The sequence below is a fragment of the Pseudomonas fluorescens genome (genome assembly GCF_012974785.1).
Classification (GTDB): domain Bacteria; phylum Pseudomonadota; class Gammaproteobacteria; order Pseudomonadales; family Pseudomonadaceae; genus Aquipseudomonas; species Aquipseudomonas fluorescens_BT.
On record NZ_CP027561.1, the window covers coordinates 6,061,739 to 6,083,406 of the forward strand.

The following is a 21,668-nucleotide window of genomic DNA, read 5'->3' on the forward strand; positions in this document are numbered from 1 at the left end:
CACATTTCGACACTTTCCTGAATGTGTCCGAAGGGTTAGGCTGCGCGTTCATTTCGCCAGCACCCAGACAATGCTCCAACAATTTCTGCATGACTTCGGCTATTTTGCCCTGTTTCTCGGGACGTTTTTCGAAGGCGAAACCATCCTGGTGCTCGCGGGCTTCCTCGCGTTCCGTGAATACATGGACATCAAACTGGTGGTGGTCGTGGCGTTCTTCGGCAGCTATGCCGGCGATCAGCTGTGGTACTTCCTGGGCCGCAAACACGGACGCAAGTTGCTGGCGCGCAAGCCGCGCTGGCAGATGATGGGCGACCGCGCGCTGGAACACATCCGCAAGCACCCGGACATCTGGGTCTTGAGTTTCCGCTTCGTGTACGGCCTGCGCACGGTGATGCCGGTGGCGATCGGCCTGTCGGGCTATCCGCCGGGACGCTATCTGCTGCTCAACGGTATCGGCGCCGCGATCTGGGCCACCGCCCTGGCCGCTGCCGCCTACCATTTCGGCGCCGTGCTCGAAGGCATGCTCGGCAGCATCAAGAAGTATGAATTGTGGGTACTGGGCGCGCTGCTGGTGCTCGGCCTGGGCCTGTGGCTGCGCCGCCGGTTCAAGAATGCCCGGCTGGCCAAGAAAGTCTATGAGGACGAGCAGTTGGCCAAGGCCGAACGGCACAAAGCCGAACAGGCCGAGGCCGCCGAGCCTAAGACGCCAGCCGAGTAAAGCGCCGGTGGCAGCAATACAGCCCGATGCCGCTGAGCAGGCTGTAACCGAACAGGCCGACCCACATCGGCGGGCCGGCCGGCCATAGCCCGACCTGCGGCGCCAGCCACACCAGCGGCAGGTTCGCCGCCAACCGCAGCAGCTCCAGTTTCAGCGCCCACGGGCGATTCTCCAGGGCCACGCCCAACACAAACAAACCGAACGCCACCGCGCCCCAGCCCAGCACCAATGCACTGGTGGGCAGACGGTGTTCCAGACTCATCAGATAACTGCCCAGCGCCACGTACACACTGAATTGCAGCGCCACATACCCCTGCTGTCGGGCGCCCAGCGGCACTTCGAATTTGCGGAACCGGCTCAGGTCCGGCTTGCTCATCGGGTATTTCTCCGCCACATCCGCCGGCCGCCATCCCGTGCGCATGAACCAGATCCGCCACTTGTCCCACTTGCGCCCGGCACGCCGCGCGTCGTCCCACAGCTGCGCGTAGAACTGCAGGTTGGCCCACAACGGATTCCAGCTCGCCAGCGGTGTGGTCACGCCGAAAATCACCGGTTCATCGTCGTCCTCTTCCTGGAACGAGCCAAACAGACGGTCCCAAATAATGAACACCCCGCCGTAGTTGCGATCCATGTAGAGAGCGTTCTGTGCATGGTGAGCCCGATGATTGGACGGCGTGACGAAGCACCATTCGAACCACCCGAGCTTGGGAATGTGCCGGGTATGAACCCAGAATTGATACAGCAGATTCAGCGCCGCAACGCTGACGAACACCAGCAGCGGCACCCCGAGCACGGCCATCGGCAGGTAAAAGATCCAGCCGAGCAGAAACCCGGTGCTGGTCTGGCGCAAGGCAGTGGAAAGGTTGTAGTCCTCGCTCTGGTGATGCACCGAATGCGCCGCCCAGAGGATGTTCCGTTCGTGCCCCATGCGGTGCAGCCAGTAGTAGCAGAAATCGTAGAGAACAAAGGCGAAGAACCACACCCAGACACTGTCCGCCGGCAGCCTGAGCAGCGCCAGATGCTCCAGGGCAAAGCCGTAGGTCACCAGCCCCACGCTCTTGGTCAGCAGGCCGGTGGTGGTCGACAGCACCCCGGTGCTGATGCTGTTCACCGCATCGGCCAGGCGATAGTTGCTCACCCCGCGCCAACGGTCGGCGATCAGCTCGGCCGCGATCAATACGAAGAAAAACGGCACCGCATACAGAATGAAGTTCATGACGCGCCCCGATCGAGATCCGTGTGCACAGATCCTAGGTGTAGCCGCGGCTAGACCCTATGGCAACGAACGACAAATTAGTGGACATTTAGCGCCATGAATCTGGAGAGAAACCCATGAGCAAAAAAGTTGCAGTGATCCTGTCCGGTTGCGGCGTATACGACGGCGCCGAGATCCACGAAAGCGTCATCACCCTGTTGCGCCTGGATCAGCGTGGCGCCCAGGTGCAGTGCTTCGCCCCGGACATCGCGCAATTGCATGTGATCAACCACCTCACCGGCAAAGAGATGCCCGAGTCGCGCAACGTGCTGGTGGAATCGGCGCGCATCGCCCGGGGCAACGTCAAGGATGTCCGTGAAGCCGATGTCGATGATTTCGATGCGCTGATCGTGCCCGGCGGTTTCGGCGCGGCGAAGAACCTGTCGAACTTCGCCGTCGACGGCGCTGGCTGCTGCGTCCAGCCTGACGTACTGGCATTGGCCGAAGCCTTTGCCGAAGCGGGTAAACCGGTGGGACTGATCTGCATTTCGCCGGCGCTGGCCGCCAAGATCTACGGCCCGGGTGTGACCTGCACCATTGGCAACGATGCCGACACCGCAGCAGCCATCGGCAAGATGGGCGCCACCCACGAAGACTGCGCGGTGACCGACATCATCGAAGACAAGGCACGCAAACTGGTGACCACACCGGCCTACATGCTGGCGCAGTCGATCAGTGAGGCGGCCTCCGGGATCAACAAGCTGGTGGATCGCGTGCTTGAGCTGACCCACGAAAACGACGCCTGATCTCTTGGTCGAACACACACCCAATGTGGGAGCGGGCTTGCTCGCGAAGACGTCAGGTCAGACAACTATTCGTTGAATGACACACCGCCTTCGCGAGCAAGCCCGCTCCCACAAGGGATTTGTGTAGTGTTCAGGTTGTGCGGGCGAGCCTGGTGAGGATCCGGTCCAGCGCATTGGCGAACGCCTGCTTCTCCCGATCGCCGAACGGCGCCGGGCCGCCGCTGACCTGGCCCTGTTCGCGCAGATCGGTAAACAGGTTGCGTGTCGCCAACCGCTCCCCCATGTTCTGCGCGTCGAACTCCTTGCCTCGCGGGTCCAGCGCTGCCACGCCCTTCTTCACCAGCCGGTCGGCCAGCGGAATGTCGCTGCAGATCACCAGCTCGCCCGGCACCGCGTACTCCACCAGATAATCATCCGCCGCATCCGGGCCGCTCGGCACCACGATCAGCTTGACGATTGCCAGCGCCGGTTTGCTCTGCGGCTGCCCAGCCACCAGCACCACTTCAAAGCGGCGCTTGAGGGCGAACTTGACCACCAGCTCCTTGGCCATCTTCGGGCAGGCGTCGGCATCGATCCATACGCGCATGTTTTCTACCTCGCAAATATGAGCGCAGCGAATGCCTTCAAGCAGCCGTCACCCTACGTTTTTCAGCCACCCGACTGCGACCGTACAGCACGATGATCGCCGCAATCGCGACGGCCTGCGCGGTCAACGAGTAGGCATCGGCATGGATCCCCAACCAGTCGAAATCGAAGAACGCCACCGGCCGGGTGCCGAAAATCCCGGCTTCCTGCAACGCCTTCACACCGTGACCGGCGAATACCACCGACAACGCACAGAGCAGCGCCGCGTTGATGCTGAAGAACAGCGTCAACGGCAATTTCGCTGAACCGCGCAGAATGATCCACGCCAGGCCGAACAGCAGCACCAGCGCCGTTGCGCCGCCCGCCAATACCGCGTTGTGTCCGGCAGGACCGGCCTGCAACCACAGGGTTTCGTAAAACAGGATCACTTCGAACAGCTCGCGATACACCGAGAAGAACGCCAGGACCGCGAAGCCAAACCGTCCGCCGCCACCGACCAGGCTCTGACTGATGTAATCCTGCCAGGCTGCCGCGTGCCGACGGTCATGCATCCAAACCCCGAGCCACAGCACCATGACACTGGCGAACAACGCCGTGGCGCCTTCCAGCAGTTCACGCTGGGAGCCGCTGACGTCGATCACATACGCCGCCAGCGCCCAGGTCCCCAGACCGGCCAGCAACGCCAGTCCCCAACCGACGTTGACACTGCGCACCGCCGATTGCTGGCCGGTGTTGCGCAGGAACGCGAGGATCGCTGCCAGTACCAGAATGGCTTCCAGGCCTTCACGCAGCAGAATCAGCAGACCGGAAATGTAGCTCAACGACCCACTCAAACCGTCGCTGCCGAGCAGACCGGCCGATTCCTTGAGCTTGGCCTTCGCCGCGTCGAGACGCTGCTCGGCCTGCTCCACCGACAAGCCGTCCTGCAGCGATTGCCGGTAGGCCATCAAGGATTTTTCGGTGTCCTTGCGCACGTTGGCGTCGACGTTATCCAGCGAGCTTTCGACCAGTTCGAAACCTTCCAGATACGCTGCAACGGACAAGTCATACGCCTGATCACGTTCGCCGGCACGATAAGCGGCCAGGCTCTTGTCCAAAGTCGCGGCGGTGTAGTCGAGCAACTGCGCCGGGCCACGCTTGACCTGCGGCGGTTGCGCCCGTTGAGCACGGAAGATCGCAGCCGCCTCAAGCCCCTCAGAGGCCTGCACTTCGGCCGGCGTCTGACGGGCGAGGTCGGCGATGTTGTAAGTCTTGTCGGTTTTGGCCGTGGCCGGATCGACACTGAACTGAGCGATATAGGTCGCCAGATCCCAGCGCTGACGATCGTCCAGTTGATCGGCGAAGGCCGGCATGTCGGTGCCTTCGACGCCCTGGCCGAGGGTGTTGTAGATCGCGTACAGGCTCAGGTGATCCAGGCGCGCCGCGTCACGCAGGTTGGCCGGCGCGGGCTCCATGCCGACACTCGCAGGGCCATCGCCGGCACCGTTGGTGCCGTGGCACACGGAGCAGTGCTGGGTATAGAGCGGCGCGCCACGGGTCGGATCCGGGGTGATGATCGGGGCCTGGCTGACTTCATAGGCCACCGCCAGTTTCGCCCCCAGTTGCCGGGCCTGACGGGCGACGTCCGCGCCGTCCTGCTTCGCGGTGATGGCGGCGAGCAGAGCGTCGATGCCCTGCTCCAGGCCGGCCTTCTCCGGTTTGGCCGGCATGCCGGCGATCAGCCCCTGCAAGGCGTGGGTGAACTCAAGCTGCTCGCGGTATTCGGCATCGTCGATGACCTTGCCCGCTTGTACCGTTGGCGGGTAATCGGCGCTGATGTAATCGAGCAGGTGCAGCGCTTGCGGCGCGCCTTCCACGGTATCGGCCAGCAGATTGAAGCTGCTCAGGGCAAACAACGGGAACACCAGCCAGGCCAGGAATCGGGACAAGGCAGTCATGAAAGGGTCTCAATTGGAAATGCGAAGTAACACATTGTTCACGTCGGGGGAGCCTGACTCAAGCTTTCTCGTTGGCCGCATCGGTATTACGCGCATTGTGCTGCAGCACATAGCCATCACTCGCCTCTATACTGCGTCGCCTCTCGCCCCTTTCGATTAAGGAAAATCTCGTGGTCATGCGCCATTGTCTGCTGTTTCCCTTGCTGTTAAGCGCGGTCCTGCAATTGAGCGGTTGCGGGGCCTACCGCAATTACGACCTGGAACTGGAACAGACAACCGATCAGTTGAAAGCGGGCAACACCGACGGTGCGCTGGCCCTGATCGAGGCGCATAACCCGGATGAAGAGAAAGACCTGCTTTATTACTTCGAGAAAGGCGCGGTACTCAGCGCTGCCGGCGAGTTGCCGCAAAGTCAGGTTGCCTGGCGCAGCGCCGAACAGATGGTGATTCAGCGCCAGGACGCCATTGAAACCAACGGCGACAAGCTGCTTTCCGCCCTGGGCAATCAATGGGGCAGCATCATCAACGACAAGATTCGTCGCTACGATGGTTACGACTATGAAAAGGTCATGCTGACCACGCAAATGGCCCTGAATCAGTTGGCCGTGAACGACTTCGACGGTGCTCGTGCGGACATCAAGAAGACCCACGAGCGCGAAACACTGATCGCCCGGCAACGAGAGCTCGAATACGAGCGTGTTGAAAACGCCGCCAAGGACCAGGGCGCCCGTGTGCATTACAAGGACCTGCAAGGTTACCCGGTCGTCATGCTGGATGCGCCTGCAGTCATCGCTCTGAAGAACGGCTATCAAAGTGCGTTCAGCCATTATTTGGCCGGCTTCACTTATGAAGCCCTGGGTGAAAAGGATCTGGCTGCACCGGGTTATCGTCAGGCCATAGAACTGCGCCCTGACATGCCGTTCTTCCAACAGGCATTGCGTGACCTCGACAGCCCCGGGCTCAAGGCCGGCGAAAGCGACGTGCTGATCATCGTGCAAAGCGGGCTGGCACCGGCTCGCAGCTCGGTGCGCGTGCCGTATCCGGTGAAGCTTGAGGACGGTCAGGTGATCGTCGCCAATGTATCGTTTCCGGTAATGGTGCCCGACACCTCCACCCAGCCTTTCAATCAGATAAGCCTCGACGGCCGCCAAAAGAAGCTGATCACGATCAACAACATCACCGACATGTCCCTGCGCACCCTGCGTGACGACATGCCCGGGATCATTCAGCGCACCACGTATCGAGCGTTCCTCGCCGCAGACGTCCAAGGCACCGACAATCGGCGCAACCCGGCGAAGGCGTCCTATGTAACCCATTACGATGGATTCGAGCACGCAGACACCCGCACCTGGCGCACCCTGCCCAACCTCACGCAAGTGCTGCGCCTGCGTCTGAAGAAAGGCGAACACTTGATCAGCCTGCCTACCGCACCCGGTGTCGCACCGCTGAAAATCCGCATCGATCAGGATCGCCAGTTCATCGGCCTGCGAGCCCTCGGCGACCGAATCTATGCCAATGGCAGTGCTTTCCAGGCGTCCGTTTCAGCGGAAAGCCGCGTGGTATCCGGCCTGAAATAAATAATGGCATCTAACTAATCGGTGCAATTAAAAAGCTATTACATAGCCAGCATCCGCCGCCTATAATGCCGCGCCCTCGTTATCGCGATGCGGCATTAAAGCTCCTCTGATTATGAGGAATTGGCAGGAGGCCAACGCCACTGCCGATCGGTCCCAGCAGCCCGACCCGCACCCGAGGCTGTCGTTACTCATGGAAGAAGTACCCCATGGCATTCCGCGCTCCCACTCTGATCGCGCTTGGCGCCGTCACCCTGCTGTCCGGCTGTTCGGCGTTTCGCAACTACGACTCCGAACTGGCCCAGACCAACCAGCAACTGGCCACCGGCAACGTTGACGCCGCCCTGACTCTGCTGGAAAAGAACAACACCGGCCCGGACAAGGACCTGCTCTATTACTTCGAGAAAGGCGAACTGCTGCGCGCCAAGGGCGATCTGTCCGGCAGCCAGAACGCCTGGACCAGCGCCGATCAGGTGGTGGGCAAGTGGGAAGACTCGGTCAAGCTCGACACCGACAAGTACCTGGCCCAGTTCGGCAGCTTCCTGGTCAATGACAAAGTCCGTCGCTACGAAGGCTACGACTACGAAAAAGTCATGCTGACCACGCAAATGGCCCTGAATCTGCTGGCGGTCAACGACTTCGACGGCGCCCGCACCGCGATCAAGAAGACTCACGAACGTGAAGCGGTGATCGCCGAACTGCGTGACAAGGAATACCTCAAGAGCGAAGAGGAAGCCGAGAAGCAAGGCATCAAGACCGAGTACAAGGACTTGCAGGGCTACCCGGTCGCCAGCCTCGACGCCCCGGAAGTGATCGGCCTGAAAAACAGCTATCAGAGTGCGTTCAGCCATTACCTGGCCGGTTTCGTCTACGAAGCCCTGGGCGAGAAAGACCTCGCCGCACCAGGCTATCGCAAGGCTGCCGAGCTGCGTCCGAAAACGCCGCTGCTGGAGCAGGCGCTGGTCAACCTCGACAAACCGGTCAAGAGCGATGACAGCGACATTCTGATCGTGGTGCAGAGCGGTCTGGCGCCGGCCCGTGACTCGATCCGCGTGCCGCTGCCGCTGCCAATCTCCAACAACGTGGTAATCACTCCGCTGTCGTTCCCGATCATCAAGCCTGACACCTCGACCGCGACGTTTGCGCAGATCGGCGTCGACGGCCGGCAACTGGACCTGACGGCCCTCAACAGCACCACCGCCATGTCCCGCCGCGCCCTGCGCGATGACATGCCGGGAATCATCCTGCGCACCACCGTGCGCGCGATCACCAAGGGCGTGGCGCAGAAGAAGATCAACGAAACCAACCCGCTGGCGGGTCTGGCAGTCGGTATCTCTTCAGCGGTGCTCGAAGGTGCCGATACCCGTACGTGGCGCACGTTGCCGGACACCACCCAAGTGGTGCGCCTGCGTCTGAAAAAAGGTGAACATCAGGTCACCCTGCCAAGTGCCGTGGGCGGTTCGGTGGTCAAGATCAACGTCGATCAGCGTTTTCAGGTGATCACCCTGCGCGCCGTGGGCAACCAGGTATTCGCCGCGGGCCTCGCCGCTCACGTGATCCCGAGTGCTGGCGCCACCGCCGTGGCCAGTCTCAAACAACCTTAAGAACGGAGTCTTTGCATGCGCTTCAAACTCTTCGCCGTCGCCGCCCTCGCCGTGCTGGCCAGCGGCTGCGCCACCCCGCCACCACCGGAGCCGGGCAGCGCCGCGAGCAAGGTCGTGGCCATGGGCCCGCAGAAACACATCGCGGTCGGCGCCATGCGCGTCGCCCGCGAAAACGGCTTCATGACCGTCAATGTGCAGTTGACCAACACCCTCAACAGCAACAAGACCTTCTACTACCGCTTCGCGTGGCTCGGTGCGGAAGGCTTCCCGATTGCCGAAGAAGAAGTCTGGAAGAGTCAGATGATGTACGGCGCCCAGACCAGCTTCATCCAGGGCATCGCACCAACGCCCAAAGCCGTGGATTTCCGTCTTGAAATGAAGACGCCTTAAGCCCGACACCCTATTCCCGATTCAGAGAGCATTCCCATGTTTGCACGCTTTTCCTTCATCGCCGTCCTCGCCCTGCTGGCCTCCGGTTGCGCCAACACTTCGCCGACCCTGGGCAGCAAGAACATCAGCTATGGCGACACCAAGGCCGTTGAAACCGTGACCAACGAGTTCGGCTCGACCGACCTGCAGATGATCGCCGAGTCGATGACCCGCTCCCTGGCCCAGTCCGGCATTCTGCAGGGCCGTCCGGTGGTTCAGGTCTACGACGTGAAGAACAAGACCAGCGAATACATCGACACCCGCGAAATCACCACCAGCATCAAGACCCAGCTGATGAAGTCCGGCACCGCCCGCTTCGCCAGCGACAACACCGCAATGCAGAGTCAGGTCGACCAGCTCAAACTGCAAAACCAGAGCGGCCTGTACAAGAAGAGCACCGTGGCCAAGACTGGCAACATGGTCGCCGCCAAATACCGTCTTGAAGGTTCGATCAGCTCGATCGTCAAGCGCAGCAGCGACTACAAGGACGTCTTCTACAAATTCAGCCTGCAACTGATCGACGTTGAAAGCGGTCTGGCCGAGTGGATGGACGAGAAAGAGATCCGCAAAACCACGGAGCGTTAATCGATGCGCACATGGATTGGCATGATGGCCCTGGCTTGCGCGTTCAGCGTGCAAGCGGCCCCGAAAGTCGCGGTGACGGATCTGGCGTATCAGGAACGTGTGGAGCAATACATCCACATCGTTTCGGCCCAGAACAATTACCGTGAGGGTTACTACAGCGCCAGCGGTTCTTCGAGCTACAACGAGCTCGAAGCCACCACCAGCTACATCGAACAGACCGAACTGCGCAAGTTCACCGGCGACATCAAGGGTGAAATCCTGCGCACCGGCATGTTCCAGCTGGTGCAGGGCACGCCATACACCGCGTCCTCCAAGGGTGACGTCTACGACGTGATCAAGCGGATCAAGGCCGGCAACTTCAAGGGTGCCGACTACGTGCTGTTCGGCACCGTGTCGGACATCGACTTCACCCAGGACGTGAACGAGCTGGCGAACACCGACAGCTATTCAGCCGTGCTGGGCCTGACGCTGGTGGCCGATTTCAGCCTGATCAACACCAAGACCTTCGAAATCACTTCGGCCTTCACGGCGATGGGTGAAGCGCAGGACACCAAACTGGTGAACCACCGCGACATCAAGATCTCGCTCAACCGCCCACGGGTGGTGCGTGACGTGTCGAAGGCGCTGGGCGAAGACGTGGCCGGACAGCTGAGCATGCAACTTGGCGGTGGCGGTTACGAGCAACCACGTGAACCGCAGCAGCGCAACAATCTGCCGCGTGATACGGCGCCGGTGATTCTGCACTGACCGACTGCCGGAAATGAAAAAGGCGACCTTCTCAGGTCGCCTTTTTTTGCGGCTGCACGCTTTATACGGCCGCTTTGCGCAACGTCGCCATGAACGCCGCCGCGCCAATGAACAGCCCGGCAAACGTGCGGTTCATGCGTCGCTGCTGGGTCGGCGTGCGCAACAGGCGCAGCACCTTCGACGCCAGCCCGGTGTAGCCGGCCATGACGATCAGGTCGACACAGATCATGGTCGCACCGATCACCACGTACTGGATCAGCAGTGGCGCGTGAGGGTTGATGAACTGCGGCAGCACCGCGAGCATGAACACCAGCGCCTTGGGGTTGCTGATGTTCACCAGAAAACCACGGAACACCAGGGCCAGCGGTTTGCCGATCGGCCGGACCGCCGCGTCGTCACTCATGTCCATCGGCAGTGCGCGCCACTGCTTGATCGCGAGATAGACCAGGTAGGCGACACCGAACCATTTGATCGCATGGAACGCGGTGGCCGAAGCGGTGAGGATCGCGCCGACACCGGCGCCGACGATGGCAATCTGCGCAGCCAGGCCGATCTGCAGGCCCAGGGCGTTCCAGTAACCGCGCCAGAAACCGTATTGCAGGCCGCTGGACATCGACGCAATGGCGCCGGCACCCGGAGAAAGACTGATTACCCAACACGCGGCAAAAAACGCCAGCCATGTTTGAAGCTCCATCGCACACCTCGACTTCGGACTCGTGACAATCCTCAACGCTAATGCGGATTTGGCCGGATGACTACCGATTTTTGCAGGATGTTGCGGCCGCCGACCAACGTGGCCGGCGGCCGATCACTTTTCGAAACCGCTGGAAGGGAAGACATCCGTACCGCGCCAGCGTCGCACCGAACGCTGGAAGAACAGGCTGTTGGGTACCTGCACCATGGCGCTGCCGGTGCCGAGTTCTTCGGCTTCGATCAGCGTGGTGTAGAGCAGATTGATCGCCACCACCCGGCCTTTGACGCCGGGCTTGTCGGTGGTGTCCACCAGCTCCACCACATCGCCCAGACGAAACGGGCCGACGGTGAAGATCAGAATCGCGCAGAGCAGGTTCGACAGCACACTCCACATGGCGAAGAACGCCACCGCCGCCACCGCGACGAAGCCCGACAGCGCGGTCCACAGCACCGTGGCCGACACCCCGAGGCGTTCCAGCACGAAGATCAACGCGCTGCCCATGATCAGCCAGCGCAGGCCACCGCGCAGCGGCATCAGCAGCTGCGGAGGGAAGGGGTACTTCTCGCCCAGGCGAGTCAGGAATCGGGCGACGACACGCTGGGTGAAGTAACCGGCCAGCAGGATCAGCAGAATCTGCACGCCGAGCCAGATCGGCTCGACCCACATCGCCGGCAATGGAAGTTTGAAGGCTTCCATCAGGACAACGCCTCCAGCTCCGCCTGCATGCTTTCCAGCGTTTCCAGGGCTTCCATCCACGCTTCTTCAAGCTCGCCTTCGCGGACTTTCAGCTTGGCCTGTTCGGCCAGCAGGTCGCGCAATTCGTTCTTGCGCGCCGGCTCGTAGATGTCGCTGTCGCCGAGGCTGGCATCGACCTTGGCCAGTTTCTCGTGCAGCTTGCCCAACTCGGCTTCGAGCTTGTCGGCCTCACGCTTGTGCGGCGCCAGTTGCTGACGCAATGCAGCGGCGGCCTGACGCTGGGCCTTCTTGTCGGTCTTGTCCGGGTTGACCGGCGTGTTGCTGACCGGGGCGTTGCGCTGGCGGTATTCGACCAGCCAACGGGCGTAGTCTTCGAGGTCGCCATCGAACTCCTCGACCTTGCCGTCCGCGACCAGGAAGAAGTTGTCGGTGGTGCTCTTGAGCAAATGCCGATCGTGGGAAACCACCAGCACCGCACCGCTGAACTCCTGCAACGCCATGGTCAGCGCCAGGCGCATTTCCAGATCCAGGTGGTTGGTCGGTTCGTCGAGCAGCAACAGGTTCGGCCGCTCCCAGGCGATCAACGCCAGGGCCAGACGGGCCTTTTCGCCACCGGAAAAATTCAGCACCGGCTCGTCGATCCGCGCGCCACGGAAGTCGAAACCACCGAGGAAGTCGCGCAGGGTCTGTTCGCGCTCGGTCGGCGCCAGACGCTGCAAGTGCAGCAACGGGCTGGCCTTGGCGTCCAGCGAGTCGAGCTGATGCTGGGCGAAGTAACCGACCACGGTGTTCTCACCGCGAGTCAGGCGCCCGGCCAGCGGTTCGAGTTCGCCGGCGAGGTTCTTGATCAGGGTCGACTTACCCGCGCCGTTGGGGCCGAGCAAGCCGATCCGCGCGCCGGGGGTCAGTTGCAGCTTGACCTTCTCCAGCACGGTTTTCTCGCCGTAACCCAAGCGCGCATCGGACAGGTCGATCAGCGGGCTGGAGATCTTGGTCGACTCGCGGAACACGAAATCGAACGGCGAATCGACGTGGGCCGCCGACAGCTCCTCCATCCGCTCCAGGGCCTTGATCCGGCTCTGGGCCTGACGGGCCTTGGTGGCCTGGGCCTTGAAGCGGGCGATGTAGCTTTCCATGTGCGCACGCTGCGCCTGTTGCTTCTCGTAGGCCTGTTGCTGCTGGGCCAGACGTTCGGCACGGGCGCGTTCGAACGCGGTGTAGCCGCCACGGTAGAGCGTCAGCTTGCGCTGATCGACGTGGGCCACGTGATCGACCACTTCATCCAGGAAATCCCGGTCGTGGGAAATCAGCAGCAAGGTGCCGGGGTAACTTTTCAGCCACTCTTCGAGCCAGATGATGGCGTCGAGGTCCAAGTGGTTGGTCGGTTCGTCGAGCAGCAGCAGGTCTGATGGGCACATCAAAGCCTGCGCAAGGTTCAGACGCATCCGCCAGCCACCGGAGAAATCTCCTACCTGACGATCCATCTGCTCGTTGGTGAAACCGAGACCGGCGAGCAGCTTGCGCGCCCGCGCATCGGCGGTGTAGCCGTCAGCGCTGTCGAGTTCGGCGTGCAGGCGGGCCAGCGCGGTGCCGTCATGGGCCTCTTCGGCTGCTGCGAGCTCGCGCTGTACTTCGCGCAGACGCAGGTCGCCGTCCAGCACATAGTCGACCGCCAGGCGCTCGAGCGTGTCGACCTCCTGGCGCATGTGGGCGATACGCCAGTCGGCCGGCAGCAGGCAGTCGCCGGAGTCCGGGTGCAACTCACCGCGGAGCAAGGCGAACAGGCTGGATTTGCCGGCGCCGTTGGCACCGATGAGGCCGGCTTTGTGGCCGGCGTGCAGGGTCAGCTCGGCGTCTTCTAGCAGACGTTGCGGGCCACGCTGTAAAGTCAGGTTCTGAAGTCGGATCATAATGGCGGCGGAGTCTACCAGCTTCCCCCGCAACTGGCGCGAGTAGCACGATGTCCTCTGACCTGTGGAGCTTTGCCCTTGCCGTCTACGCCCGTCCCGGCGTGGAGGATGCCTGCCTGCGCCTGCAATCGGCGGGGGCCAACGTGTGCCTGATGCTGTGCGGTTTATGGCTGGAACAACGCGATGCAACCTGTGACGAGGTACGTGCTCGACAGCTTCTGGAGCTGACAGAGCCTTGGGACCGGGAAGTGGTGCAGCCATTACGCGCATTGCGCATGCAGTGGAAAACCCTGGCCGACACCGATCCGGTGCTCGAGGGGATGCGCGAGCAGATCAAAGGATTGGAACTTGAGGCGGAGCGTGCGCTGCTGTCACGACTGGAAGGCGCCGCGCAAGGCTGGAAGCGTAATTCGAAGGAATCGAGTGACTGGCTGCAAGTGCTGGCCGGCCTGGCGGCCAACCTGAACCGCGACGCGCTGCAAGTGCTGCGCGTCGCGGCGACCGGCGCTTAGGAAGCGCTGGACGGGTTGCTGGCGACGCTCGACACCGGCGCCGACGATGGCGTGGTTGCGGTGGTCGAGGTAGTGGCGGCGGATGCAGGAGCTGCGGTCGGAGCCGGGGTTGCCGCTGCGGCAGGTTTGGCAGCAGGCGCAGTGGCCGGTTTCGCTGCAGCTGGTTTTGCTGCTGGCTTGGCAGCGGCAGGCTTTTTCACCGCAGGTTTTGCAGCAGGTTTCGCTGCTGGTTTGGCGGCCGGTTTGGCAGCGGTCGCTGGCTTGGCGGCAGTCGTTGCAGGCTTCGCTGCAGCAGCCGGTTTGGCCGCTGGTTTTGCAGCAGGTTTGGCCGCAGCTTTTACCGCAGGCTTGGCCGCTGGTTTCGCTGCAGCTTTGGCAGCAGGTTTGGCAGCAACCGGTTTGGCAGCGGTTTTCGCCGCAGGCTTGGCAGCAGCCGTTTTGACGGCTGGTTTAGCGGCGGCTTTCACGGCTGGTTTTGCTGCCGGTTTAGCGGCCACTTTGGTGGCTGGCTTGGCAGCAGGTTTTGCAGCGGCGGTTCTTGCCGGAGCCGCTTTCGCAGCAGCGGTTTTCGCCGCAGGTTTGGCGGCTGGTTTTGCTGCAGCCGGCTTCGCGGCAGCTGGTTTGGCCGCTGTGGTTTTGGCCGCCGGTTTGGCAGCGCTGGCTGCAGCGGGTTTCTTCGCGGCTGGTTTTGCGGCGGCTTTGGCAGGGGCTTTCGCAGCAGGTTTGGCGGCCGCTTTTTTCACAGGCGCCGCTGCCGGTTTGGCCGAACGCAGGGACAACGCCTTGCCGACGGCTTCTTGAACACGACCGACACCCTGCGCCAGTTTCAGGCTTTCCTGGGCATCGCGCTTGAGTTGCAGAATGTAGCCGCGAGTATCGGACTGACGCTCCTTCAGCGCATCGAGCAGGTCTTCGAGTTCCTTCACGGCAGCCTTGGCCTTGGTCTGCGCCTTGGCTTTACCGGCTGCTGCTGCGTCCTGCAATTTGGTGCGGGATTTGTGCAGTTTTTCTTGCGCCTTGCCGCGTTGCTTTTCCAGTTTGGCGAGCAGTTTTTCAGCATCAGCCAAGGCTTGGGAGCAAGCGTTTTCCAGATGCTCGAGCAAGCTGCCCGAGAGTTGTTGGAGTAAATGCAACGGAGTGTTTACAGGCTTCTTGGTGGCCGACATGGTTTACCTCCTGGCTGACGTGAGTGCGGCTCATACTAGACCTCTGCTGCTACCGCCGCTAGGGCATGTTGACAGTATCGAAAGCACTCGGTTGCAGGCTTGCGAAAAACTTCTGCGCATTGGCAAAAGCAGTTCACCGTTGCAGACGTTCGCGCTGGCATAATCCACCGCAATTCAGGACGGAGAGTGCCCATGTCGCGCTACCTTTTTTTATCCCTCTGCATGTTCTTTTCGGCGGTCCAGGCCGACGAAAAAAACACCGCGAACGATGCCCATGATCTGGCCTACAGTCTCGGCGCGAGCCTCGGTGAACGGCTGCGTCAGGAGGTTCCGCAACTGCAGATCCAGGCATTGATCGAAGGCTTGCAACAGGCTTATCAAGGCAAGCCTCTGGCATTGAGCGAAGCGCGGATCGAACAGATTCTGGCCGATCACGAATCGCAGACGGCCGAGCACGCGACCATGCCTTCAAGTGATGCGGCAATGGAAAACGAGCAGCGCTTTCTCACGGCGGAAAAGGCCAAGCCCGGCGTAAAGGAGCTGGCTGACGGCATTCTGTTGACCGAGCTGACCCCGGGAACTGGCGCAAAAGCCGGCCCCGACGGAAAAGTACAGGTGCTGTATATCGGACGGCTGCCGGACGGCACCGTGTTCGACCAGAACACTCAGCCGCAGTGGTTCAATCTCGACAGCGTGATCGCCGGATGGCGCACCGCGTTGCAAAACATGCCGGTGGGCGCGAAGTGGCGCCTGGTGATTCCATCGGATCAGGCTTACGGCGCCGACGGTGCCGGCGACTTGATCGCGCCATTCACACCGCTGGTGTTCGAAGTCGAATTGCGCGGCGCGACCAGTTGATCGCCCAATAAAAAACGGTGCGTTTGGGGCGCACCGTTTGTGTGTCTTGCAGGGTCGGCTCAGGCCTGAACCGAATCCTCTTCCTTGTGGGCGGTGTGCAGCACTTCGATCAGGCAGTCTTCCAGTTCGAAGCGTTCGTGAAGCAGGCCGCCCAGCTCCTTGAATTTCTCCGCAACGCATTTGCCTTCATCGCAAAGGTCGTTGAACGCGAGCAGTTTTTCGGTGATGACATCGATCCGCGGATAGATCGTCTCGGCCAGTTCCAGGCCGCGCTTGTCATTGAAGGCCTTGGCCTCGCCCGTCAGCTGTTCGTAGATCTCGAAGTGCCCCGCCGAAACGTAATCGACCAGCACACCGCAGAATTCCTGCAAAGGCTTTCGATCCTCGGATAGCGACTGAGGTTTGGCACCCAGCTTGTCGTAAGCGGCGATCAGTTCCTCACGCTCCTGGAGCCAGCGGTCGATCAGCAGATGAACTCCACCCCAACGTTCCTGAGCATTCTGACAACTTTCGAGCATGGCGATCTCTCTTCCCTTGTGGGTCATGCTGCCCTGCACCTGCGCCTCTTTCTTTGGCTGTTGCTTTGAGAGGCGGGCAGGCAGAGTGTCACCGAGCAACATAAATCCAATGACACGTGCGGGCCAGATTATGCCCGCACGCCTATGGCTTCAAGGTACGCAGGAGAGAAAGTTCATACAAGTGTTTAATCCCCGGCCAATGCCCGGTGCGACGGTTCGCCGCTGAGCGGTCGTTGCAGAGCGCTCCAGGCCAGGCGCAGCAATTGATAAACCGCCAGGATCGACATGGCGACGAAGAACAGCAGACTCCACTCCGGAATGCTCAGATCGAACAGCGTCCAGGACAATTGCGCGCAATCCTCGCTGTCATTGAACATCCGCCCCAATGCGCAGAGCCAGGGAAGGTGGCTGAACAACTCTTGCGCGCCGGGCGCGCACTGCGCCAGGTGATGCAGCGAATCACTCTGCAGCAGTACCTGTCGCCAGGCCGCCATCGTGCCGCCGAGGCTGGCCGACAGCGCACCGAACCAGTAGAGCGACAGACCGAAGCGTCCGGGCCCATGCACGGCCGCCACGCCACAGCAGGCGGTAAGGACACTCAGAAAGAGTCGCTGCACCAGACACAGGCTGCACGGCATGAGGCCGACCGTGTATTCAAGGTAGTAGGAAGCTCCCAGCGCCAGGATTCCCGCCGTGAAAACCATAAAGAACAGGGAGCGTGAGCAGGTCGCCGACATGGCTTATCCGTAACAATAAAGACAGGCAGTTACGGTAGAGGAAAGGGCCTCGGCCTTTCAAGGCGGGCCACTGGCGACACTTCACCAGAAGTGTAGGGAAATCCCGACAAGCGCGAGAGGAATGGATGTAGTCCCTTGTAGGACTTTGCCCAAGAAGAGAAAAGACGGTAACTATTCAGTCAAGAACATGAGCGAGGGAGCGTACTCCCTCGTCCATTCAGGCATGAGCCTGGACCGGTAACGGCGAGGCCAGCAGACGCTCATCCAGCAGACCGAGCCCTTCCTGGAACAGCTGGTTACTGCGATCGGTATCGCCGAGTCGAGCCAGCAACCGCGCCAGTTCCGCACAGGCCTCCGGATTGCGCTGCGTGCGCAGGCTGCTTTCCAGATAGTCCCTCGCCTTGCCCCACAGACTGGCTTGCAGGCACAGTCGACCGAGCGTCAGCAGCAGACTCGGGTCGGCGGGATGATCCTTGAGCCAGCCTTCGGCGGTTTGCAGTTGACGCGCGGGATCGCTGCCGCGCACCAGACCATAGAGCCGCGCAAGGTGGCTGTCGTACTTGCGCTTGAGGGCGCCGCGCAATACCTCTTCAGCTTCGACCTGGGCTCCCAACTGGCGCAGTTGCTCGGCGTAGGCCAGAACCAGAGGCGGCTCGTGGCGCTGCGACGAGGTCAATTGCTGCCAGGCGCGATTGAGCGACTGCAGACCGACCGTGCCATCTTCCTCGCGATGTGCTGCCAGCGAGAGGTTCTCCCCCCAGGCGCGACGTTCCAGTTCGGCCAGTTCGGCGGAGGGCAGGACTTTGTCCTTGCGCAACTCGGGCAACAGCCGAATGACTGCCGACCAGTCGCCACGTTGTTGATGCAGGCGCTGCAACTGACGCAGGGTCTGAACGTTGTGCGGGTGACGCTCGCGCATGGCCTGCAGGGTCACCAGTGCGCCATCCGTATCACCACGGTCGGTTTGCAGTTGCGCGTGGTTCAAGGCAATCGCCAGTTCAGCCTGTGGCTGGCGCTCAAGGGCACGCTCCAGCAACCGATCACTTTCTTCGTAGTTGCCTTGCTCGTTGGCGGCACGGGCGGCACCGAGGTAATACAGCAATGGCTGGCGCTCGGCCTCGGCAGCCCGGTAGAGATGGCGCTGCGCACTGGCCCAGCGACCTTCAGCCAGATCCAGCTGACCGTGTTCGATCGCCACTTGTACGCGGCGACTGCGATTGCGCCGCGACCAGGGATTGACTACGCCACCGGACGTCAGCACCAGTTCGACCAAGGTCTTGATGCCCCAGATCAACAGCCACAGCACCGCCACCAGTGCCAGGGTCGCCCAAAGGCTCGACTCATAGCGGAAGCTTTTGTAAGCCACCAACACGTAACCGGAATGCTCGGCAATTGCCAGACCGAGGGCCGCCGTCGCAGCGATCACCAGAAACACGATGACATACAGGCGCTTCATGGCGTGGCCTCCTGCGCGGTGGCGGCAGGTTTGGCGAAGGGTTTCACCGAGTCTTCAGCGTTGACGTTACGGCGCTCGAGGTAGGCCTGTACCGCGCTGAGGGTGCCCGCCAGATCCGGGGTGACCACCGTAACCGGTTGCTTGCTCAGCTCCGCCACCTGCTCGAGCATGATTTTGCTCTGCGGATTGTCCGGGTTGAAGTTGCCCTTGAGCACATCCCGCGCTTCAGTCAGCGCCTGGGTATACACCGCGGCCTGGCCGTTGAGCGCCGCCCATTGCGCCTGCTCCAGCGAAAGACTGAGGGCCAGGCGCACCTGGCTCAGACTCTGCCCGGCGAGCAGTGGCCTTACGTTTTTATCGGCGTTGAAATCAATGCGGATGTAGCGCGAGATCTGATCCCACCACTGCGACCAGCGGCTGGCGCCGTCGCCATCGGCGGTCAGGCCCAGCAGCGAATCGCCGCGATCCTTGTATTCGGGCGCCAGCTCGGTGAGCCCGATGACCTGATCGCGCAGTGCGCCCAGCTTCAGGAACAGGCCGGTACGATCGGGCTGCTCGGTACTGCGCAACGCCACCAGGGTTTTCGCCACTTGTTCACGCGCGGCAAACGAACCCGGATCATTTTGTTCCTTCAGGATCTCGTCGGCCCCCTGCACCAGCGCCTGAGCGCTGCTGATGTCCTGCAGGGCCGAAAGACGCAGGCTGGCCAGACGCAACAGATGCTCGGCCTCTGCCAGACGCCAGTCCTTGCGGCTGGCCCCGAGGACGGTTTCCAGGCGCTGATTGAGGCGCTGCTGATCACCTTGAAGCTGGGTCACCAGACGCTGGCGCTCGGCGAGCTCGTCAGCGCCCGGCAGTTGTCCGAGACGCTCGGTCAGACGTTGCTCGTTGAGTTTCAGGTTCTGGGCCTGATCATTCAACGCCTGCACCTGACTCAATTGCTCCTGAGTGTTGGCTTGCAGGTGCCGCACCTGCCAGACACCCCAGCCACCCACCGCTATACCGGCGGCGCCCAGCAGCAGCGCGACAATGGCCAATCCGTTGCCTCGGCGCGGTTCGGTGGCCGGTGGCGGTGCATCAACCGGTGCGTCGATCACAGGTTGGACGTCATCTTTAGGCAAGGCTGTTTCGCTCACGTATCCATCCTTTGCATTAGGGAACGGGCACGGGATGCTCCCGTAACGCCGTCAGCAAGGCCGCGGCACTCGCGCCGCGGCAATCCACAACTGTTTGGGCCCCGGCGGCACGTGCCTGCCCGGCGACCCTTGGGCTTGGAACAAACAACGGCAACTGCGCCAGCACCGGCCATGTGTCGCCGGCCAATTGGCGCAGGTGCTCAAAACCCTGTCCACTGCTGACCACCAGCCCGTTCAGGCGTTCCGCCGCAATCCGTCGGGGCAGTTCCTGCGCCGGATAGTCCGGCAGGTCACGGCGATACATTTCCAGATACTCGACACTAGCACCAAGCTCGCGCAGGCGCTCGGCCAGCAGCTCGCGACCGCCCTCTCCGCGCAGGATCAACACCCGTGCGCCGGGCCGTGCAACGGCGTCGAGCAGACGCGGCAATTGCAGCAAGGCTTCACTGTCATCGCCCTCGTCCGGGCAATGCGCATCGAGACCCCGATCCTGAAGAATCTGCGCCGTCGCCGCACCCACGCTGAACCAGGGTATGGCCGGCACGGCATCTATCATCTGCACAGCGATGCGCGCCGCCGGCTTGCTGACCACGATCACCGCGCTGTAGCGCGACAACCCGGCAAACGTCTGGCGCATTGTGTCAGAGACCGGCAGCGGCGCGATTTCCAAAAGCGGCAGGCAACTGCTGAAAATCCCCTGCCCGGCCAGCACCTCGGCCAGCGCCTCGCAATCGTCCGCGGGGCGCGTCAGCAGCAGGCGCCAGGCCGTCACTCGTGACCTGCCTCGCCGTAGACCGCCTTGAGAATGTCGTCGGCACCCTGGCGGAGCAAATCTTCAGCAACTTGCACGCCCAGCGCTGCAGCGTCAGAGCGCGGCGCCCGGGCTTCGGCACTCAGCAGCTTGCCGCCGCTCGGTTCGCCGACCAGGCCACGCAGCCACAATTGCTCGCCTTCAAGCACGGCGTAGCAGGCGATCGGCACCTGGCAGCCGCCATTCAGGTGTTTGTTGAGGGCACGTTCGGCGCTCACACGGTCAGCCGTATCGGCGTGATGCAAAGGCGCGAGCAAGGCGTGGATTTCAGTGTCGGCGCTGCGGCATTCGATACCGACGGCGCCCTGGCCACCGGCCGGCAGGCTGTCGTCGACACTGATTGCGCAGGTGATGCGATCTTCGAAACCGAGGCGAATCAGACCGGCCGCCGCGAGGATGATCGCGTCGTACTCGCCGGCATCGAGCTTGGCCAGACGGGTGTTGACGTTGCCGCGCAGGAAACGGATTTCCAGGTCGGGACGACGGGTCAGCAACTGTGCCTGGCGACGCAGGCTGGAGGTGCCGACGATACTGCCGGCCGGCAACGCGTCGAGGCTGGAACAGGTATTGGAGACAAACGCGTCGCGCGGATCTTCGCGCTCGCAGATGCAGAACAGACCGAGGCCTTCAGGGAAATCCATCGGCACGTCTTTCATCGAATGGACGGCAATGTCGGCTTCGTTTTCCAGCAGCGCGGTTTCCAGCTCCTTGACGAACAGGCCCTTGCCGCCGATTTTCGACAGGGGCGAATCGAGCAGCTTGTCGCCGCGACTGACCATGGGCACCAGCGTCACCAGCAGTCCCGGGTGGGCTGCTTCCAGACGGGCTTTGACGTATTCGGCCTGCCAGAGGGCCAGTGCACTTTTGCGGGTGGCGATGCGGATTTCGCGAGAGGACATGGATCAATCCGTACTGAATAGATACGGCGGATAATAACAGCTCAGCCAAATCCACTTTGACCTGAATCAGAAACGGCGTGGCCTCCCTGGCCGGC

The 21,668-nt window shown here is 61.9% G+C and carries 22 protein-coding genes; 9 read left to right on the plus strand and 13 right to left on the minus strand.

The window, feature by feature from the left end; all coding sequences use genetic code 11:
- Positions 1-70: 70 nt before the first annotated feature.
- A complete protein-coding gene (locus C6Y56_RS27715) occupies positions 71-718 on the plus strand; it encodes a DedA family protein (RefSeq protein WP_169432408.1) in 648 nt (215 codons plus the stop codon).
- On the opposite strand, the gene C6Y56_RS27720 is transcribed toward C6Y56_RS27715, so the two are convergent.
- A complete protein-coding gene (locus C6Y56_RS27720; RefSeq protein ID WP_169432409.1) occupies positions 699-1,934 on the minus strand; it encodes a sterol desaturase family protein in 1,236 nt (411 codons plus the stop codon). The two genes, C6Y56_RS27715 and C6Y56_RS27720, sit on opposite strands and share 20 nt — an antisense overlap.
- 116 nt (positions 1,935-2,050) lie before the next feature.
- On the opposite strand from C6Y56_RS27720, the gene elbB reads away from it, so the two are divergent.
- Positions 2,051-2,719 (plus strand): isoprenoid biosynthesis glyoxalase ElbB, encoded by a 669-nt coding sequence (gene elbB, locus C6Y56_RS27725; protein ID WP_169432410.1) that lies wholly within the window; start codon positions 2,051-2,053, stop codon positions 2,717-2,719.
- 130 nt (positions 2,720-2,849) lie between these two features.
- Here elbB and C6Y56_RS27730 read toward each other — a convergent pair whose 3' ends face one another.
- Entirely contained in the window at positions 2,850-3,305 is a 456-nt protein-coding gene (locus C6Y56_RS27730; protein WP_169432411.1) for a YaiI/YqxD family protein, read from the minus strand.
- Positions 3,306-3,342: 37 nt separating this feature from the next.
- Complete coding sequence (locus C6Y56_RS27735; protein ID WP_169432412.1) at positions 3,343-5,241, minus strand: FTR1 family protein; 1,899 nt, start codon at positions 5,239-5,241, stop codon at positions 3,343-3,345.
- Positions 5,242-5,417: 176 nt separating this feature from the next.
- On the opposite strand from C6Y56_RS27735, the gene C6Y56_RS27740 reads away from it, so the two are divergent.
- From C6Y56_RS27740 to C6Y56_RS27760, 5 genes are all read left to right on the plus strand, one after another.
- Positions 5,418-6,818, plus strand: a complete 1,401-nt coding sequence (locus tag C6Y56_RS27740) for a COG3014 family protein (RefSeq protein ID WP_169432413.1) — start codon at positions 5,418-5,420, stop codon at positions 6,816-6,818.
- A gap of 206 nt (positions 6,819-7,024) precedes the next feature.
- The gene (locus tag C6Y56_RS27745) at positions 7,025-8,419 is read left to right on the plus strand and encodes a COG3014 family protein (protein WP_169432414.1); all 1,395 of its coding nucleotides are present in this window, start codon (positions 7,025-7,027) and stop codon (positions 8,417-8,419) included.
- Between the two features lie 15 nt (positions 8,420-8,434).
- Positions 8,435-8,809 (plus strand): YcfL family protein, encoded by a 375-nt coding sequence (locus tag C6Y56_RS27750; protein WP_085731449.1) that lies wholly within the window; start codon positions 8,435-8,437, stop codon positions 8,807-8,809.
- A gap of 36 nt (positions 8,810-8,845) precedes the next feature.
- Positions 8,846-9,433: a penicillin-binding protein activator LpoB gene (gene lpoB, locus C6Y56_RS27755; protein WP_169432415.1), complete on the plus strand. Its 588-nt coding sequence runs from the start codon at positions 8,846-8,848 to the stop codon at positions 9,431-9,433.
- 3 nt (positions 9,434-9,436) lie between these two features.
- On the plus strand, positions 9,437-10,180 hold the full coding sequence (locus tag C6Y56_RS27760) for a penicillin-binding protein activator LpoB (protein ID WP_085612047.1): 744 nt from the start codon (positions 9,437-9,439) through the stop codon (positions 10,178-10,180).
- 61 nt (positions 10,181-10,241) lie between these two features.
- Here C6Y56_RS27760 and C6Y56_RS27765 read toward each other — a convergent pair whose 3' ends face one another.
- The 3 genes from C6Y56_RS27765 to C6Y56_RS27775 all read right to left on the minus strand — a co-directional run bounded on the left by C6Y56_RS27765 (position 10,242) and on the right by C6Y56_RS27775 (position 13,480).
- Positions 10,242-10,874, minus strand: a complete 633-nt coding sequence (locus C6Y56_RS27765; RefSeq protein ID WP_169432416.1) for a LysE family transporter — start codon at positions 10,872-10,874, stop codon at positions 10,242-10,244.
- Between the two features lie 114 nt (positions 10,875-10,988).
- Complete coding sequence (locus tag C6Y56_RS27770; RefSeq protein ID WP_169432417.1) at positions 10,989-11,570, minus strand: mechanosensitive ion channel family protein; 582 nt, start codon at positions 11,568-11,570, stop codon at positions 10,989-10,991.
- Entirely contained in the window at positions 11,570-13,480 is a 1,911-nt protein-coding gene (locus C6Y56_RS27775) for an ATP-binding cassette domain-containing protein (protein ID WP_102685848.1), read from the minus strand. The genes C6Y56_RS27770 and C6Y56_RS27775 overlap by 1 nt, the downstream gene beginning before the upstream one ends.
- Positions 13,481-13,530: 50 nt before the next feature.
- On the opposite strand from C6Y56_RS27775, the gene C6Y56_RS27780 reads away from it, so the two are divergent.
- Complete coding sequence (locus tag C6Y56_RS27780; RefSeq protein WP_169432418.1) at positions 13,531-13,992, plus strand: TIGR02444 family protein; 462 nt, start codon at positions 13,531-13,533, stop codon at positions 13,990-13,992.
- On the opposite strand, the gene C6Y56_RS27785 is transcribed toward C6Y56_RS27780, so the two are convergent.
- Positions 13,989-15,158, minus strand: coding sequence for an AlgP family protein (locus C6Y56_RS27785; protein WP_169432419.1), 1,170 nt, complete (start codon positions 15,156-15,158; stop codon positions 13,989-13,991). The two genes, C6Y56_RS27780 and C6Y56_RS27785, sit on opposite strands and share 4 nt — an antisense overlap.
- Positions 15,159-15,350: 192 nt before the next feature.
- On the opposite strand from C6Y56_RS27785, the gene C6Y56_RS27790 reads away from it, so the two are divergent.
- A complete protein-coding gene (locus tag C6Y56_RS27790; RefSeq protein ID WP_169432420.1) occupies positions 15,351-16,016 on the plus strand; it encodes an FKBP-type peptidyl-prolyl cis-trans isomerase in 666 nt (221 codons plus the stop codon).
- A 59-nt stretch (positions 16,017-16,075) separates the two neighbouring features.
- Here the strand turns inward: C6Y56_RS27790 and rsd are convergent, their stop codons facing one another.
- The 6 genes from rsd to hemC all read right to left on the minus strand — a co-directional run bounded on the left by rsd (position 16,076) and on the right by hemC (position 21,573).
- Positions 16,076-16,534, minus strand: a complete 459-nt coding sequence (gene rsd / locus C6Y56_RS27795; RefSeq protein WP_169432719.1) for a sigma D regulator — start codon at positions 16,532-16,534, stop codon at positions 16,076-16,078.
- Positions 16,535-16,719: 185 nt separating this feature from the next.
- Positions 16,720-17,271, minus strand: a complete 552-nt coding sequence (locus C6Y56_RS27800; protein WP_169432421.1) for a disulfide bond formation protein B — start codon at positions 17,269-17,271, stop codon at positions 16,720-16,722.
- Positions 17,272-17,488: 217 nt separating this feature from the next.
- On the minus strand, positions 17,489-18,727 hold the full coding sequence (locus C6Y56_RS27805; protein WP_169432422.1) for a heme biosynthesis protein HemY: 1,239 nt from the start codon (positions 18,725-18,727) through the stop codon (positions 17,489-17,491).
- Entirely contained in the window at positions 18,724-19,863 is a 1,140-nt protein-coding gene (locus C6Y56_RS27810; protein ID WP_169432423.1) for a uroporphyrinogen-III C-methyltransferase, read from the minus strand. Before C6Y56_RS27810 ends, C6Y56_RS27805 begins: the two co-directional genes overlap by 4 nt.
- Before the next feature lie 16 nt (positions 19,864-19,879).
- The gene (locus tag C6Y56_RS27815; protein WP_169432424.1) at positions 19,880-20,635 is read right to left on the minus strand and encodes a uroporphyrinogen-III synthase; all 756 of its coding nucleotides are present in this window, start codon (positions 20,633-20,635) and stop codon (positions 19,880-19,882) included.
- The gene (hemC, locus tag C6Y56_RS27820; protein ID WP_169432425.1) at positions 20,632-21,573 is read right to left on the minus strand and encodes a hydroxymethylbilane synthase; all 942 of its coding nucleotides are present in this window, start codon (positions 21,571-21,573) and stop codon (positions 20,632-20,634) included. The genes C6Y56_RS27815 and hemC overlap by 4 nt, the downstream gene beginning before the upstream one ends.
- Positions 21,574-21,668: the final 95 nt, after the last annotated feature.

Excerpts from the sequence above, each read along its gene's own strand:
- C6Y56_RS27715 (WP_169432408.1), top strand. The coding sequence starts at position 71 with ATGCTCCAACAATTTCTGCATGACTTCGGCTATTTTGCCCTGTTTCTC.
- C6Y56_RS27720 (WP_169432409.1), bottom strand. The coding sequence starts at position 1,934 with ATGAACTTCATTCTGTATGCGGTGCCGTTTTTCTTCGTATTGATCGCG.
- elbB (WP_169432410.1), top strand. The coding sequence starts at position 2,051 with ATGAGCAAAAAAGTTGCAGTGATCCTGTCCGGTTGCGGCGTATACGAC.
- C6Y56_RS27730 (WP_169432411.1), bottom strand. The coding sequence starts at position 3,305 with ATGCGCGTATGGATCGATGCCGACGCCTGCCCGAAGATGGCCAAGGAG.
- C6Y56_RS27735 (WP_169432412.1), bottom strand. The coding sequence starts at position 5,241 with ATGACTGCCTTGTCCCGATTCCTGGCCTGGCTGGTGTTCCCGTTGTTT.
- C6Y56_RS27740 (WP_169432413.1), top strand. The coding sequence starts at position 5,418 with ATGCGCCATTGTCTGCTGTTTCCCTTGCTGTTAAGCGCGGTCCTGCAA.
- C6Y56_RS27745 (WP_169432414.1), top strand. The coding sequence starts at position 7,025 with ATGGCATTCCGCGCTCCCACTCTGATCGCGCTTGGCGCCGTCACCCTG.
- C6Y56_RS27750 (WP_085731449.1), top strand. The coding sequence starts at position 8,435 with ATGCGCTTCAAACTCTTCGCCGTCGCCGCCCTCGCCGTGCTGGCCAGC.
- lpoB (WP_169432415.1), top strand. The coding sequence starts at position 8,846 with ATGTTTGCACGCTTTTCCTTCATCGCCGTCCTCGCCCTGCTGGCCTCC.
- C6Y56_RS27760 (WP_085612047.1), top strand. The coding sequence starts at position 9,437 with ATGCGCACATGGATTGGCATGATGGCCCTGGCTTGCGCGTTCAGCGTG.
- C6Y56_RS27765 (WP_169432416.1), bottom strand. The coding sequence starts at position 10,874 with ATGGAGCTTCAAACATGGCTGGCGTTTTTTGCCGCGTGTTGGGTAATC.
- C6Y56_RS27770 (WP_169432417.1), bottom strand. The coding sequence starts at position 11,570 with ATGGAAGCCTTCAAACTTCCATTGCCGGCGATGTGGGTCGAGCCGATC.
- C6Y56_RS27775 (WP_102685848.1), bottom strand. The coding sequence starts at position 13,480 with ATGATCCGACTTCAGAACCTGACTTTACAGCGTGGCCCGCAACGTCTG.
- C6Y56_RS27780 (WP_169432418.1), top strand. The coding sequence starts at position 13,531 with ATGTCCTCTGACCTGTGGAGCTTTGCCCTTGCCGTCTACGCCCGTCCC.
- C6Y56_RS27785 (WP_169432419.1), bottom strand. The coding sequence starts at position 15,158 with ATGTCGGCCACCAAGAAGCCTGTAAACACTCCGTTGCATTTACTCCAA.
- C6Y56_RS27790 (WP_169432420.1), top strand. The coding sequence starts at position 15,351 with ATGTCGCGCTACCTTTTTTTATCCCTCTGCATGTTCTTTTCGGCGGTC.
- rsd (WP_169432719.1), bottom strand. The coding sequence starts at position 16,534 with ATGCTCGAAAGTTGTCAGAATGCTCAGGAACGTTGGGGTGGAGTTCAT.
- C6Y56_RS27800 (WP_169432421.1), bottom strand. The coding sequence starts at position 17,271 with ATGTCGGCGACCTGCTCACGCTCCCTGTTCTTTATGGTTTTCACGGCG.
- C6Y56_RS27805 (WP_169432422.1), bottom strand. The coding sequence starts at position 18,727 with ATGAAGCGCCTGTATGTCATCGTGTTTCTGGTGATCGCTGCGACGGCG.
- hemC (WP_169432425.1), bottom strand. The coding sequence starts at position 21,573 with ATGTCCTCTCGCGAAATCCGCATCGCCACCCGCAAAAGTGCACTGGCC.